The following is a 12,836-nucleotide window of genomic DNA, read 5'->3' as shown; positions in this document are numbered from 1 at the left end:
AGGGGGGACCCTGTGGGAGAGTAGGACGCCGCCGAACAATCATTGTGGGAAAGCCCCGCACCTTATGGTGCGGGGCTTTTCTGCGTTTCCGGGGCCACTCAGGCCGGCTTCGCCAGGCCCGTGTCATAGGCCAGGATCACCGCCTGGACGCGGTCCCTCGCGCCCGTCTTCGCCAGGACGCGTCCCACGTGGGTCTTCACCGTGGATTCGGCGAGGTGGAGGCGTTCGGCGATCTCCGTGTTGGTCCAGCCCTGGCCGATGACCGTGAGGATCTCGCGTTCGCGGTCCGTCAGGGCCGTCAGGCGGGGGTCCTCGGGGGCGACGGCGCGGGACGGCGGGGGCAGGTGGTGGACGTAGGTGTCCAGGAGGCGGCGGGTGAGGCTGGGGGCGACGACCGCGTCGCCGGCGGCCACCGCGCGGACGCCCGCGAGGAGTTCCTCGGGCTGGGCGTCCTTCACCAGGAAGCCGCTCGCGCCGGCGCGGAGGCCGTCGTACGCGTACTCGTCCAGGTCGAAGGTGGTGATGATGAGGACGCGGGTGCGGGCGCCCGCGGCGATGATCCGGCGGGTGGCCTCGATGCCGTCCAGGCCCGGCATGCGGATGTCCATCAGGACCACGTCGGGATGGTGGGCGGCGACCTGGCGGACGGCCTCGGTGCCGTTCGCGGCCTCGCCGACGACCGTCATGTCGTCCTGGCTCTCCAGGAGCAGGCGGAAGCCGAAGCGCTGCATCGGCTGGTCGTCGGCGATCAGAACCGTCGTCACGAGCGGTCCTCCTCCGGGGTGGTGGGGATGCGGAGACGCACCTGCCAGCCGGTGCCGTCCGGCAGGGGGCCGCTGTCGAGTGTGCCGTCGTAGAGGGCCGCGCGCTCGCGCATTCCGGTGAGGCCCTGGCCCTGCCCGGGGACGGCGGTCGGGGTGCCGGTGTCGGTGACCGTGATCAGGAGCCCGTCGGGGGCGGACACGAGGCGGACGGCGGCCGTGGCCCCCTTGCCCGCGTGCTTGAGGGTGTTCGTCAGGGACTCCTGGACCACGCGGTAGACCGTGAGCTGGGCGCCCGGGGGCAGCGGCGGAAGGGGGTCGGGGAGGTCCGCCGCGACCGGCAGGCCCGCCGTGCGCACGCCCTCCAGGAGGGGGCGCAGGTCCTCCAGGGTCGGCTGGGGGGCGCGGGCCGCGGACGGGGCGTCGTCGTCGGGGGCGGACAGGACGCCCAGCAGGCGGCGGAGTTCGTCGAGGGCCTGGCGGCTCGTCGTGCCGATGGCGTCCAGGGCCTGGGCGGCGCGCTCGGGGCTCTTGGCCGCCGCGTACCGGCCGCCGTCCGCGAGGCCCGTGATGACCGAGAGGTTGTGGCCGATGATGTCGTGCATCTCGCGGGCGATCCTGGCCCGTTCGGCGGCCGCCGCGAGGCGCACCTCCTGGTCGCGCTCGACCTCCAGACGGTGGGCCCGGTCGACGAGGCCCGCGGTGTGGTCGCGGCGGGAGCGGACCGTGATGCCGGTCAGGGCCACGATCAGGTACGCCCACATGGCCGGGACGACGTGCAGGTCCCACTCCTGGCCGTCGAAGCGCAGCGCGCCCGTCAGAAGCGGTGCCGCGAGCAGGACGAAGGCCCACAGGAGGCGGCGCGGCGGGCGGGTCAGGGCGATGTGGAAGAGCGGGAGGCACTGGAGGAACGCGGCCTGGAGGAAGGCGCCGGACGCCTCGCTGACGAAGGCCGCCGCCGTCGTCACCGCGAGGACCGTCGTCGGCCGGCGCCGGCGGGCGTACAGGGGGAGGGAGAGGGCCAGGCTGAGGGCGACGATCAGGGCGGCGGGGAGGGACGGGTCGCGGGCGATGTTCCGCCAGCCGCCCGCCGCGTCCACCAGGGCGGCGACCGTCCACCCGAGCGTCAGCGCCGTGTCCCAGAGCCAGGGGCGGGCCGCGTCCGCCGCACGGACGCGGGTGACGAGCTGCTGCGTCCACCGGCTGGGGGCCGTCGTCTCCGGCGCCGTCTCCCTCGTCTCCCTCGTCTCCCTCGTCACCTCGTCATCATCCTCGCCGTCGTCCTCGTACGTCCCGGTGGTCTCTCTTCCCGGATCACGGCTTCGACGCTACGGAGTGGGCGGGGCGCGGGCGTCCGACCGTGGTCGGCAGCGGGCCGGGCGGTGTCGTACCGGGGTACCACGCACGGTCCTGAGCTGCGAATTCCCCTTGTCGGCGGGGGTGGTCGCGGGTCAGGATGCGGCATGAACCTCACGATCCGTACCGTCCTGGCCGACGAGTGGGAGAAGGCGCGCGAGCTGCGGCTCGCCGCGCTCCTCGACCCCGTCGCGCACCTCGCCTTCCTGGAGACCCACGAGGACGCGGCCGCGCGTCCGGACGACTTCTGGCAGGAGCGGACGGCGAGCGCCTCGACGACCGGCGAGGGGCGGGTGCGGCAGTTCGTCGCGGAGGCGCCCGACGGGCGGTGGCTGGGCACCGTGACGGTGCTCGTCGAGAGGCCCGCGGACGAGGTGCGGTTCGGGGAGCCGGCGAAGGTCGACCAGACGCACCTGGTGGGCGTCTACGTCCGGCCGGAGGCGCGCGGCGCCGGTGTGATCGACGCGCTGTTCCGGGCGGCCGTGGAGTGGTCGTGGACGGTGGAGGGGATCCGGCGCGTCCGGCTGTACGTGCACGAGGAGAACGCCCGCGCCGCCGCCTTCTACCGTCGCTTCGGCTTCGTGCCGTCGGGTGAGCGGGTGCCCATGCCGGGGGACACGGGCGCGTACGAGGACGAGTACGAGCTGGCTCCGCGGCCGTCGGCGGCCCGGCACGGCGGGTACGTGCTCCGGGCGATCCGCTCCGGGGAGTGGGAGCAGGTGCGCGAGCTGCGCCTCGCGGCGCTGCGGGACCCGCTGGCGCCGCTCGCCTTCGTGGAGTCGTACGAGGAGGCGGCGGCCCGTCCGGACGGCTTCTGGCAGGAGCGGGCCGAGGGCGGTTCGGAGGACGGCGGCACCCGGATCCGGCAGTTCGTGGCCGAGGGGCCGGACGGGCGCTGGGCGGGCACGGTGACGGTGTTCGTGGAGCTGCCCGAGGACGGGAAGAGCCTGTTCGGTGACGAGGTGACGGTGCCGCAGGTCGATGTGGTGGGGGTGTACGTCCGTCCCGAGGCGCGCGGGAGCGGCCTGGTGGACGCGCTGTTCGCCACCGTCCTGGAGTGGGCGTGGGCGCTGGACGCGGGCGTCGAGCGGGCGCGGCTGTACGTGCACGAGGAGAACGTCCGGGCGGCGGCCGCGTACCGGCGTCTCGGGTTCGTGGCGACCGGGGGCCGGGCGGACACGGTCGGCGCGGGCGAGCTCCACGACCTGGAGTACGTGCTGCCGCGGCCGTGACCGTCCGGTCAGTGGAGTGAGTGCTCGGGCCAGCGGGTCCGGGACTGTTCCGGGGAGCGCATCAGGGCCAGGGTGGGGAGGCCCTGTCGGGGGCCGTCGGCGACGAGGGCCGGGAGCTCCGGGAGCGGGGCGACGGCGGCGACGTCGTCGAGGACCAGGGTGAGTGGTGGGTCGAGCCGACCGTCGGATGACCGTGCGGCCATGCGGCGGCCGTGCTCGACCACGTGCGACGCGAGCGCGGTGAGGAGGGGCATCGCGCCCGGGTGGGTGCGCGGGTCCTCGATCGCCTCGCCCACCACGTAGAGGGTGCCCCCTTCGGCGAGGAAAGATGCCAGGGCCAGCGAATCCGTTCGATTCGGGGTGCAGGCCTCGCGGATGTGGACCGAGGAGAAGGCGGAGAAGGCACGGGCCGTCAGTTCCTGGGCCGTGCGCCGGGTGTCGGGGTGGGCGGTGAGCGCCGCTTCGAGGAGTCCGGCGAGGCCGGAGGCGGCCTTGGGGTGGCCGCGGAGGATGCGTACGGGCTCGTGGGCGTCGGTGCCCTGGGCCCAGCGGTGGACCTGGCGGAAGGGGCGGCCGTCGACGGCGGCGGCGTGCAGCCAGCAGCGCAGGAGCGTTTCGGCGGTGGTGGCGGTGGCCGCGTCGAGCCGGGCGTGCGGGCGGACCGGGGCGAGGAGGGCGGCGGCGCGGGCCTGGGCGGTGTCGGGCTCGGCGCAGCCCTCGGCGGGTGACCAGTGGAGGCGGGCCGGGGTGTCGCAGAGGTGGCCGGGGTCGTAGACGAGGACCGGGCCGAGCTTGCCGCGGACGTCCTTGGTGCCGGACCAGACGGTGGGGTCGGAGGTGACGACGAGGACCGGGCCCTCGGCGTCGTGGATCGCCTGGACGGCCAGGGGGCGGCGGGTGTCGGGCGGGCCGTAGACCGTGCCGCCGGCGGGCCGGGGCCGTTCCGGCGGTGCGGTCTTCTGTATCGGTACGGGTACGGGGGCGGGGGCGGGCTCGGGCTTCTCCCGTACGGTGACGGGTTCGGGCTCGGGCTCTTCCCGTACGGGGGCGGAAGTCCCGGCGTACGGTCCCGCCTTGCGGTGCGCGCGGACGGCGCGCCAGCGGGCGTAGGTGCCGAGGAGGAAGACGGCGAGGACGGCGAGGATCATCGCCTGGCCGATGACCAGGCCCCAGAAGAGGCCGTAGCCGGAGAGCTGGCCGGGCGGGGTGTCCGGCCAGGCGGCCGCGAGGTCGGTGGGGGCGGTCGCGAGGGCGCGGAGGGCCGGCGGGGTGCGGGTGAGTGCCACCCCGTCGGGCCAGGCGCCGTGCGCGAGGAGGCCTGCCAGGCCGGTCGCGGACCAGACGAGCAGGGAGAGGCCGAGGATCAGGGCGAAGAGCCCGATCAGGAAGCCGTCGGAGACGCCGCCCTGCTTCTGCCGTGCCTCGGTCACGTCACGCCACCGTCGACCGGGGGTTGTCGTCCAGCTGGCGCTCCATCATCAGCGCGCGCTGCTCGGTCTCCCACTCCAGGTCCGGGTCGGCGGGGCCGGAGGACTCGGTCATGGCGCGGTCGGTGTAGACGAGCGGGCGTTCCCGTTCGGTGATGAGGTGTTTGACCACCTGCACGTTGCCGTTGACGTCCCAGACGGCGATGCCGGGGGTGAGGGTCGGGATGATCTCGACGGCCCAGCGGGGCAGGCCGAGGACGCGGCCGGTGTTGCGGGCCTCGTCGGCCTTCTGGGCGTAGACGGTCCGGGTGGAGGCCATCTTGAGGATCGCCGCGGCCTCCTTGGCGGCCGCTCCGTCGACGACGTCGGAGAGGTGGTGGACGACCGCGACGAACGACAGGCCGAGGCGGCGGCCGAACTTGAGCAGGCGCTGGAACAGCTGGGCCACGAAGGGGCTGTTGATGATGTGCCAGGCCTCCTCGACGAGGAAGATGCGCTTCTTCCGGTCGGGGCGGATCCAGGTGTGCTCCAGCCACACGCCGACGATCGCCATGAGGATGGGCATGGCGATGGAGTTGCGGTCGATGTGCGAGAGGTCGAAGACGATCAGGGGCGCGTCGAGGTCGATGCCGACGGTGGTGGGGCCGTCGAACATGCCGCGCAGGTCGCCGTCGACGAGCCGGTCGAGGACGAGGGCCACGTCGAGGCCCCAGGCCCGTACGTCGTCTATGTCGACGTTCATGGCCTCCGCCGATTCGGCCTCGGGGTGGCGGAGGCGCTCGACGATGTCGGTGAGGATCGGCTGGCGGTCGGTGATGTGCTCGTTGACGTGGGCGTGGGCGACCTTCAGCGCGAAGCCGGAGCGCTCGTCGAGGCCGTGGCCCATCGCCACCTCGATGATGGTGCGCAGCAGGGCGAGCTGGCCGGTGGTGGTGATGGCGGGGTCGAGCGGGTTGAGGCGGATCCCGGCGTCGTTGGCGACCATGGGGTCCAGGCGGATGGGGGTTATCCCCAGCTCCTGGGCGATGAGGTTCCATTCGCCGACGCCGTCCTCGCCCTGGGCGTCGAGGACGACGACCTGCCGGTCGCGGAAGCGGAGCTGGCGGAGCACGTACGTCTTCTCCAGCGCCGACTTGCCGTTGCCGGATTCGCCGAGGACGAGCCAGTGGGGGGCGGGGAGCTGCTGTCCGTACAGCTGGAAGGGGTCGTAGACGTAGCCCTTGCCGCTGTAGACCTCGCGGCCGATGATCACGCCGGAGTCGCCGAGCCCGGGGGCGGCGGTCGGCAGGTAGACGGCCTGGGCCTGCCCGGTGGAGGTGCGCACGGGCAGGCGGGTGGTCTCCACCTTCCCGAGGACGAAGGAGGTGAAGGCTTCGGTGAGGACGGACAGCGGATCTCGCATCGGTCGGTGCCCCTTCGGCCTTAGCGGCGGATGCCGGTCGCGAACGGCAGGGTGTTCACAAAGGCCCGGTGGTGCTCGCGGTCGCACCACTCCAGCTTCAGGTAGGACTTGCCGGCGGAGGCCCGGATCGTGCGCTTGTCGCGGGCCAGGGCCTCGGGCGAGCGCGCCGATACGGTGATGTACCCGACGAGGTTGACGCCTGCCGCGCCGCTGGCGAGATCTTCACCCCGCTGGTCGAGCCGGCCGTGGGCGGCGATGTCGCGGGGGTCGACGGTGCGGTTCATCTTGGCCTGGCGGGAGGCCTCGGCTTCGTCGTTGGTCTTCTCGGTGAGCATGCGCTCGATCGCGACCTCGGTGGGCTCCAGGTCCATGGTGACGGCGACGGTGCGGATGACGTCGGGGGTGTGGACGAGGAGCGGGGCGAGGAAGTTCACGCCGACCGGGGTCATCGGCCACTCCTTGACCCAGGCGGTGGCGTGGCACCAGGGGGCGCGGGTGGAGGACTCGCGGGTCTTGGCCTGGAGGTAGGTGGACTCCATGGCGTCGAGTTCGGCGGGCCAAGCGTTTCGTTTCGTCATGGCCTGGATGTGGTCGATCGGGTGGTCCGGGTCGTACATGGAGTGGACCAGGGAGGCGAGCCGGGACTGGCCGAGGGGCTGGCGGACCCGGATGTCGGCCTCGGTGAGGCGGGCGCAGATGTCGGTGAGCTCGCGGGCCATGACGACGGCGAGGCCGCCGTCGCGGTCGAGGCGGCGGGCGCCGGTGGCGTGCCGGGTGGCGTGGGCCATGGCGTTGGCCTCGGCGGCGAGGTCGCGCGTGTAGTGCATGCAGGCGACGAGGTAGGCGCGGTGCTGCTCGCTGGAGGTGGAGACCATGGACTGGAGCTGGTCGTACGACTCCTGGAGCCAGCCGGGCGCGGTCGGGTCGCCGCGCTGGGCGACGTCCTTGGCGTGGGCGTCGGGGTCGGCGGGGAGGGTGCGGGCCAGCATCTGGAGGCGGGTGACGAAGCCGTCTCCGTTGGCGACGTGCTTGAGGAGGGTGCCGAAGCGGTCGACCAGGGCCTCCTGGTCCTCGGAGTCGCGCAGGCCGACGCCGGGGCCCTCGATCTCGATGGCGGCGGTGACGGTGCGGCGGTCCGCGTGGAGGAGGACGGCGATCTCGTCGGGGCCGAAGGGGGCGGAGAGCCAGCTGACGCGGCCGATGCCCGGGGGCGGGCCGACCTCGACCTCGCGGCCGTCGAGGCGGGTGCCGGCCTCGACGGCGGTGGAGCGGTAGGCGGTGCCGCGCTTGAGCATCCGCTTGTAGCTGCGGTTGATCTCGAACCACTTGTAGAACGTGCGCTGCTTGTACGGCAGGTACACGGCGGCGATGGCGAGCATGGGCAGGCCGGCGAGGAGCGCGATCCGCAGGGGGAGGACGGGGACGAGGAGTCCGCTCATCATGCCGAGGAAGGCGCCGACGACGATCAGGGCGATCTCGCCGGTCTCGCGGTTCTTGCCGACGATCGCGTTCGGCCGGGCGCGGCCGATGAGATACGTGCGGCGGGGCGTGACCGGCTGGGACTGGGTCGTCAACGCCCTGCACCTCCTGCTCCTGAGTTCTTGCCGCTGCCGCGGCTGCTGTGCGGGGTGCCCGCGGTGGGGCTGCTGCTACGGGGCGGGGGCGTGGAGCCGCTGCCCTGGGAGGTCCGGCTGCTGTGGGCGGCGACGCCGCCGGAGAGCGGGTTCGCGGGGCGGGGGGTGGCGGAGGAGGGGGCCTGGCCGCCGCCGGAGCCGCTGTCGCGGGTGCTGTGGGTCTTGATGCCCTGGGAGACGAGGGAGGCGGGGGAGGAGATGACGGCGGCGGCCGCGTTCTCGCCGGCGCGGTGGAGGCGGTTGTTGCGGGAGGCGACGATCTCGTCGCCGAAGCCGGGGACGAAGCGGTAGATCATCGCGGAGGAGAAGATCGCCAGGAGGATGATCGCGAGGCCGGAGACGACGGCGGAGAAGGAGTCGGGGCCGGTGCCGGAGGAGAGGGCGCCGGCGAGGCCGAGGACGATCACGATGATCGGCTTGACCAGGATGACGGCGATCATGATGCCGGCCCAGCGGCGGACGTGGCCCCACATGTTCTTGTCGACGAGGCCGGAGTAGACGACGACGCCGAGGAGGGCGCCGACGTAGAGGAGCACGGCGCGGAGGAAGAGCTCCAGGTAGAGGACGCCGGCGGCGAGGACGGTGACCAGGCTGACGATGATCAGCATGATCGGTCCGCCGCTGATGGAGTCGCCCTTCTGGAGGGCCTGCTTGAACGCGCCGAAGAACACGTCGGTCTGCTGGCCGGTGCCGGAGGCGATGACCTCGGTGACGGCGTCGGTGGCGTTGACGACGGTGTAGAGGATCAGCGGGGTGAAGGCGGAGGCGAGGACGGTCAGCCAGAGGAAGCCGACGGCCTCGGAGAGCGCGGTGGTGAGCGGCACGCCGCGCATGGCGCGCTTGGCGACGGCGAGCAGCCAGAGGAGGACGGTGAGGAAGGTGGCGGCGGCGAAGACGACGGCGTACCGGGAGAGGAACTCGGCGTTCGTGAAGTCGACCTCGGCGGTCTCCTTCACGGCCTTCGAGAGGTAGTCGACGACGGCCACGGCGGCGTCGGCGCAGCCCCGCGCGAGGGAGGTGAGGGGGTCGAGGGCGTTCGCCGGGTCGTTGACCGTCCCGGAGGACGAGCCTCCGCCGCCGGTGCCGCCGGTGCCCTGTCCTTCGCAGTAGTCGCGGGCGGTGTCGCTGAGCAGCCCGCAGGGGTTGGTGCTGTCGCTCGGCGAGGGCGTCGGGGTGCCCGAGGGGGTGGCCGTCGGGGTCGGGGCCGAGGGCGGCGTGGTGGGGTCGGCGAGGGCTCGGCCCGCGAAGAGGACGACCGCCACCTGGGCGGTGCCCAGTACGGCGGTGGCGCGGGCGAGGAGGCCGGCGGGCCTACCGGGCATAGGTGAAGCCTCCGAACTGTTCGACGGCGTCCGCCATGTCCTGGGCCGAGGAGGCCCGTTGGTCGCGGCCGACCGGGACCGGGCCGTCCTTCTGGCGGACGTCGACGATCTTCCAGTCGCCGCCGGTCCAGAGGAGCTCGTAGGTCTTGGTGTACCAGGCTTCGGAGACGGGGTTCTTGGACTCTTCCCCGGCGAGTCCGAAGAGGTACGAGTGCCAGACGGACACCGTGGCCCGTTCCGGCGTGTACGACTCCACTTTCGCGCCCACGGGGATGGTCCGGGCGACGAAGGTGAGCCCCTGGGGCGCCGTGCCGTCCTCCTGGAGGCCCATGCGGCCCAGGAGCGTCTTGTCGCCGTAGGCCTTGTCGAGGTCCGCGACGCGGGCGTCGACGACCTCGGGGGCGTAGACGGCCCGCACCAGGGCCTCGCGGGGTCCCTTCTGGTACATGTCCGGGGAGCCCAGGGCCGCCGCGAAGTTGGCGGCCGCCGACTGGGCGCCCTGTTCGTCGTGGGCGTGGCCCGTGGGGACCGTGCCGTTGGCGTGGGGGACGGGGCGGGTGCCGGTGGGGGCGGTGGCGGACTTGCCGGGGGTGCCGGAGGAGGCGGGCGGGTCCGACGGGTCGCCGCCGCGGTTGGCGAAGGCGATCGCGGCGACGAGGAGCACCACGACGCCCACGCCCATGAGCAGGGAGCGGGAGCCGCGGGCGGGGCGCCGGGGGCCGCCGTGGACGTCACCGGTGTTGCCCTCGGGCAGGCGGGTACGGGTCTGGCCCGAGCCGCCGTAGCCGTCGTGCTCGTCGCCGGGACTCATGCCGGGTACGCCCCCTCGTTCGTTCGTGGGTGGGACCGCTGGTGACGTGCGGTCAGATCGCCATTCCGTAGACGATGGTGAAGAGCGTCCCCAGGGAGCCGATGATGAAGACGCCGGTGAGGCCGGCGACGATCAGGCCCTTGCCCTGTTCCGCGCTGAAGGTGTCGCGGAGCGCCGTCGCGCCGATGCGCTGTTTGGCCGCTCCCCAGATGGCGATGCCGAGGCAGAGCAGGATGGCCACCGCCATCACGACCTCGATCATGATCTTCGCTTCGGCGCCGAGGCTCCCGAAAGGGCCCCAGTTCGGGGCGATTCCACCGATGATGGTGGTGATGTCGCCCTTCTCGGCCGCCAGGTACATAGAACTCACCGCCCCTGTCGGGTCGTTGGTCACCCCTGCCGGACGGCATGGGTCATCGCCACTATCTTCGCTGATGAAACCGCTCGCGTGTGACTGCTTGGCGGCTCTCTTTACCCGATCCCCGCACACTTGACCGGTCTGACCGTCTTGACCTGCGGTGGTGCGGCCGGATTCCATGCAAAGACGCGTATGGTCACTCTGTGTATCACGGAGGGTGACTCCGGGCAATGATTGTCGTTGTTGCACTCTTGGGGCCGCGTCGGGCGGGCACCGTTTCCGGGCGGGAGCGCCCCGCCTAGACTGGCGCCCCGGGCGTACTGCCAGGAGCCGAGGGGTGGTTGACGGTGCGTAGGGCGGGCAAGGCGTGGCTGCTGACCGGCGGGGCCTTCGGGCTCTGCGCCGGCTTCCTGGCCCTGCTGCTGGTCGGTACGTACGCGGCGGCCGCCGGCATCCTCGGCGGCGCGGGCACGGCGGCGACGGGCACGGTGGCGCTGGCCAAGGGCTCGGTGCCGGCGATGTACCAGGGGCTGGTGCAGAAGTGGGGCAACCTCTGCCCGGCCATCAACCCGGCGCTCCTCGCGGCGCAGCTGTACCAGGAGAGCGGCTGGAACCCGCGGGCGGTGTCGCCGGCCGACGCGCGGGGCATCGCGCAGTTCATCCCCGGCACGTGGGCGAGCCACGGGGTCGACGGGGACGGCGACGGCGACCGGGACATCTGGGACCCGAAGGACGCGATCCCGTCGGCCGCCTCGTACGACTGCTCGCTGGCGGGGTACGTGAAGGACGTGCCGGGCGATCCGGCGAGCAACATGCTGGCGGCGTACAACGCCGGTGCCTACGCGGTCATCAAGTACGGGGGCGTCCCGCCGTACAGCGAGACGCGGAACTACGTGCGGATCATCCGCTCGCTGGAGAAGAGCTTCGCCCGGCCGCAGGGCCGGCTCGCCCCCTCGCAGCAGGCGGCCGGCGCCATCCACTACGCGCAGGGCAAGCTGGGCACCCCGTATCTGTGGGGCGGCACCGGCACGGCCGCGCAGGGCGGGCGCTTCGACTGCTCGGGCCTGACCCAGGCCGCGTACGACGCGGTGGGCATCACGCTGCCGCGCGTCGCCAACGACCAGTACAACGCGGGTCCGCACCCGAGCCGGGAGGAGCTGCTCCCCGGTGACCTCGTCTTCTTCTCCGACGACCTGACGAACTCGCGCGCGATCCGACATGTCGGCATCTATGTGGGCGGCGGCTACATGATCGACGCGCCGCGCACCGGGGCGGTGATCCGCTTCGACCGCGTCGACACGCCCGACTACTTCGGGGCCACCCGGGTCACCGAGGACGGCGCCGCCGCGCTGCCGACCCGTCCGCCCGGGCAGCAGGCCTGAACTGACGGTGCGCCCGTACGGGACTCTCCGTCAGGCACGGGCCCTGAGCTGCGGGGGAGCATCACTCTTCGGTAACGTCATCATGATCAACCGGGTCCGGCGGAACGACTCCCTCAGCGGGTTCGTTCCCCCTCCGACGACACGAGAGCAAGGGGCCGCGGCAGATGGCTGAACTCGCATCGGACGGTTCCAGTCCCGATGTCGCGCTGCTGTACGACATCAACGGGCTGGCGAAGGCCGCTCCCCCGTGGTTCGACCGGGTCATGGAGTTCACCGGCGAGTACGGGATCATGCTCGCGCTGGTCCTCGTGACGCTCTGGTGCTGGTGGAGCGTCCGCCGGCGCGGCGCCCTCGCCGACTCCGTCTCGGCCGTCGCCGGGATCGTCTGGGCACCCCTCGCGGCCGGCGTCGCCCTGCTCGTCAACATCCCCATCCGCGGCTTCGTCGAGCGCCCCCGCCCCTTCGAGGACCACGACGGCCTGGAGGTCCTGGTCGGGGGGAAGACGGACTATTCCTTCGTCAGCGACCACGCCACGATGGCGATGGCGATCGCCGTCGCCCTCTTCGTCGCCCACCGCCGCTTCGGGCTCGTCGCCATCGGCCTCGCCCTCGCCGAGGGCTTCGCCCGCGTCTACATGGGCGTCCACTACCCCACCGACGTCCTCGGCGGCCTCGCCCTCGGCACCGCCGTCGCCCTGCTCCTCGCGCCGCTGACGCTCGCGCTGCTCACGCCGCTGATGTCCGCCGTCGCCCGCTCGCCCCGCGCCGGCCGGCTGGTCCGCTCCCGCCGGGCGGGGACGGCCGGGGCCGGCCGCCCGGAGGCCGTCGGCATCCCGGAACCCCGCGTCGGGGGCCCGGCCGAGGACGGCCGCGGCGAGCGCGGCCTCGCCGCCTAGGACCTGTCTGACAATTCCCGCCGGGTCCGGCCCGCCCGGCACGCACGCTCGCCGCACGGCCGAAACACCCAAGTAGCTCCGCTACAAGGGCGCCCCGGCCGCACGCCGATCGCACGCACCGGACGCCCCGGCCTGATCCGACGCCAATTGTCAGACAGGCCCTAGCTTGATCTTTAACCTGAGCGGCGTGGTCGCGGAGTGGTCGACTGCGTGGTCCGGGACGTGGTGGTGCCGGTCTTGCGGGATGTGTGGACG

The 12,836-nt window shown here is 72.9% G+C and carries 11 protein-coding genes and 1 pseudogene; 4 read left to right on the top strand and 8 right to left on the bottom strand.

Annotated elements, in window-relative coordinates:
• Positions 1–98 precede the first annotated feature (98 nt).
• On the bottom strand, positions 99–764 hold the full coding sequence (locus tag ABZ621_RS37300; RefSeq protein WP_360611573.1) for a response regulator transcription factor: 666 nt from the start codon (positions 762–764) through the stop codon (positions 99–101).
• Positions 761–2,020, bottom strand: a complete 1,260-nt coding sequence (locus ABZ621_RS37295; RefSeq protein ID WP_360611571.1) for a histidine kinase — start codon at positions 2,018–2,020, stop codon at positions 761–763. The genes ABZ621_RS37300 and ABZ621_RS37295 overlap by 4 nt, the downstream gene beginning before the upstream one ends.
• A 204-nt stretch (positions 2,021–2,224) precedes the next feature.
• Here ABZ621_RS37295 and ABZ621_RS37290 point away from each other — a divergent pair.
• Positions 2,225–2,764, top strand: a pseudogene (locus ABZ621_RS37290) (GNAT family N-acetyltransferase); the annotation flags it as partial.
• A 36-nt stretch (positions 2,765–2,800) separates the two neighbouring features.
• On the top strand, positions 2,801–3,349 hold the full coding sequence (locus tag ABZ621_RS37285) for a GNAT family N-acetyltransferase (protein WP_360611575.1): 549 nt from the start codon (positions 2,801–2,803) through the stop codon (positions 3,347–3,349).
• Between the two features lie 8 nt (positions 3,350–3,357).
• Here the strand turns inward: ABZ621_RS37285 and ABZ621_RS37280 are convergent, their stop codons facing one another.
• Genes ABZ621_RS37280 through ABZ621_RS37255 form a run of 6 tightly spaced genes read right to left on the bottom strand, consistent with a single transcriptional unit; the run spans position 3,358 to position 10,306 of the window.
• Positions 3,358–4,779 (bottom strand): type VI secretion protein, encoded by a 1,422-nt coding sequence (locus tag ABZ621_RS37280; protein ID WP_360611569.1) that lies wholly within the window; start codon positions 4,777–4,779, stop codon positions 3,358–3,360.
• Position 4,780: 1 nt separating this feature from the next.
• Positions 4,781–6,178: an ATP-binding protein gene (locus ABZ621_RS37275; protein WP_360611567.1), complete on the bottom strand. Its 1,398-nt coding sequence runs from the start codon at positions 6,176–6,178 to the stop codon at positions 4,781–4,783.
• Positions 6,179–6,198: 20 nt separating this feature from the next.
• Positions 6,199–7,752, bottom strand: a complete 1,554-nt coding sequence (locus tag ABZ621_RS37270; protein ID WP_360611565.1) for an SCO6880 family protein — start codon at positions 7,750–7,752, stop codon at positions 6,199–6,201.
• The gene (locus ABZ621_RS37265; RefSeq protein ID WP_360611563.1) at positions 7,749–9,134 is read right to left on the bottom strand and encodes a hypothetical protein; all 1,386 of its coding nucleotides are present in this window, start codon (positions 9,132–9,134) and stop codon (positions 7,749–7,751) included. The genes ABZ621_RS37270 and ABZ621_RS37265 overlap by 4 nt, the downstream gene beginning before the upstream one ends.
• On the bottom strand, positions 9,124–9,945 hold the full coding sequence (locus ABZ621_RS37260; RefSeq protein WP_360611562.1) for a hypothetical protein: 822 nt from the start codon (positions 9,943–9,945) through the stop codon (positions 9,124–9,126). The genes ABZ621_RS37265 and ABZ621_RS37260 overlap by 11 nt, the downstream gene beginning before the upstream one ends.
• A gap of 52 nt (positions 9,946–9,997) precedes the next feature.
• Positions 9,998–10,306: a hypothetical protein gene (locus tag ABZ621_RS37255; RefSeq protein WP_030495498.1), complete on the bottom strand. Its 309-nt coding sequence runs from the start codon at positions 10,304–10,306 to the stop codon at positions 9,998–10,000.
• Positions 10,307–10,644: 338 nt separating this feature from the next.
• On the opposite strand from ABZ621_RS37255, the gene ABZ621_RS37250 reads away from it, so the two are divergent.
• Together ABZ621_RS37250 and ABZ621_RS37245 are read left to right on the top strand one after the other, a co-directional pair.
• Positions 10,645–11,685, top strand: coding sequence for a bifunctional lytic transglycosylase/C40 family peptidase (locus ABZ621_RS37250; protein ID WP_360611561.1), 1,041 nt, complete (start codon positions 10,645–10,647; stop codon positions 11,683–11,685).
• Positions 11,686–11,849: 164 nt separating this feature from the next.
• Entirely contained in the window at positions 11,850–12,581 is a 732-nt protein-coding gene (locus ABZ621_RS37245) for a phosphatase PAP2 family protein (RefSeq protein ID WP_360611559.1), read from the top strand.
• The last annotated feature ends 255 nt before the right edge of the window (positions 12,582–12,836 follow it).

Source organism: Streptomyces sp. NPDC007863 (genome assembly GCF_040633895.1).
Taxonomy (GTDB): Bacteria; Actinomycetota; Actinomycetes; order Streptomycetales; family Streptomycetaceae; genus Streptomyces.
The sequence above is the reverse complement of the archived record's forward strand: the minus strand, read 5'-3'. Positions and strand labels throughout refer to the sequence as shown.

What these genes read in the sequence shown, in the direction of transcription:
- ABZ621_RS37275 (WP_360611567.1), bottom strand. Translation starts at nt 6,178, where the DNA reads ATGCGAGATCCGCTGTCCGTCCTCACCGAAGCCTTCACCTCCTTCGTC.
- ABZ621_RS37265 (WP_360611563.1), bottom strand. Translation starts at nt 9,134, where the DNA reads ATGCCCGGTAGGCCCGCCGGCCTCCTCGCCCGCGCCACCGCCGTACTG.
- ABZ621_RS37255 (WP_030495498.1), bottom strand. Translation starts at nt 10,306, where the DNA reads ATGTACCTGGCGGCCGAGAAGGGCGACATCACCACCATCATCGGTGGA.
- ABZ621_RS37245 (WP_360611559.1), top strand. Translation starts at nt 11,850, where the DNA reads ATGGCTGAACTCGCATCGGACGGTTCCAGTCCCGATGTCGCGCTGCTG.
- ABZ621_RS37260 (WP_360611562.1), bottom strand. Translation starts at nt 9,945, where the DNA reads ATGAGTCCCGGCGACGAGCACGACGGCTACGGCGGCTCGGGCCAGACC.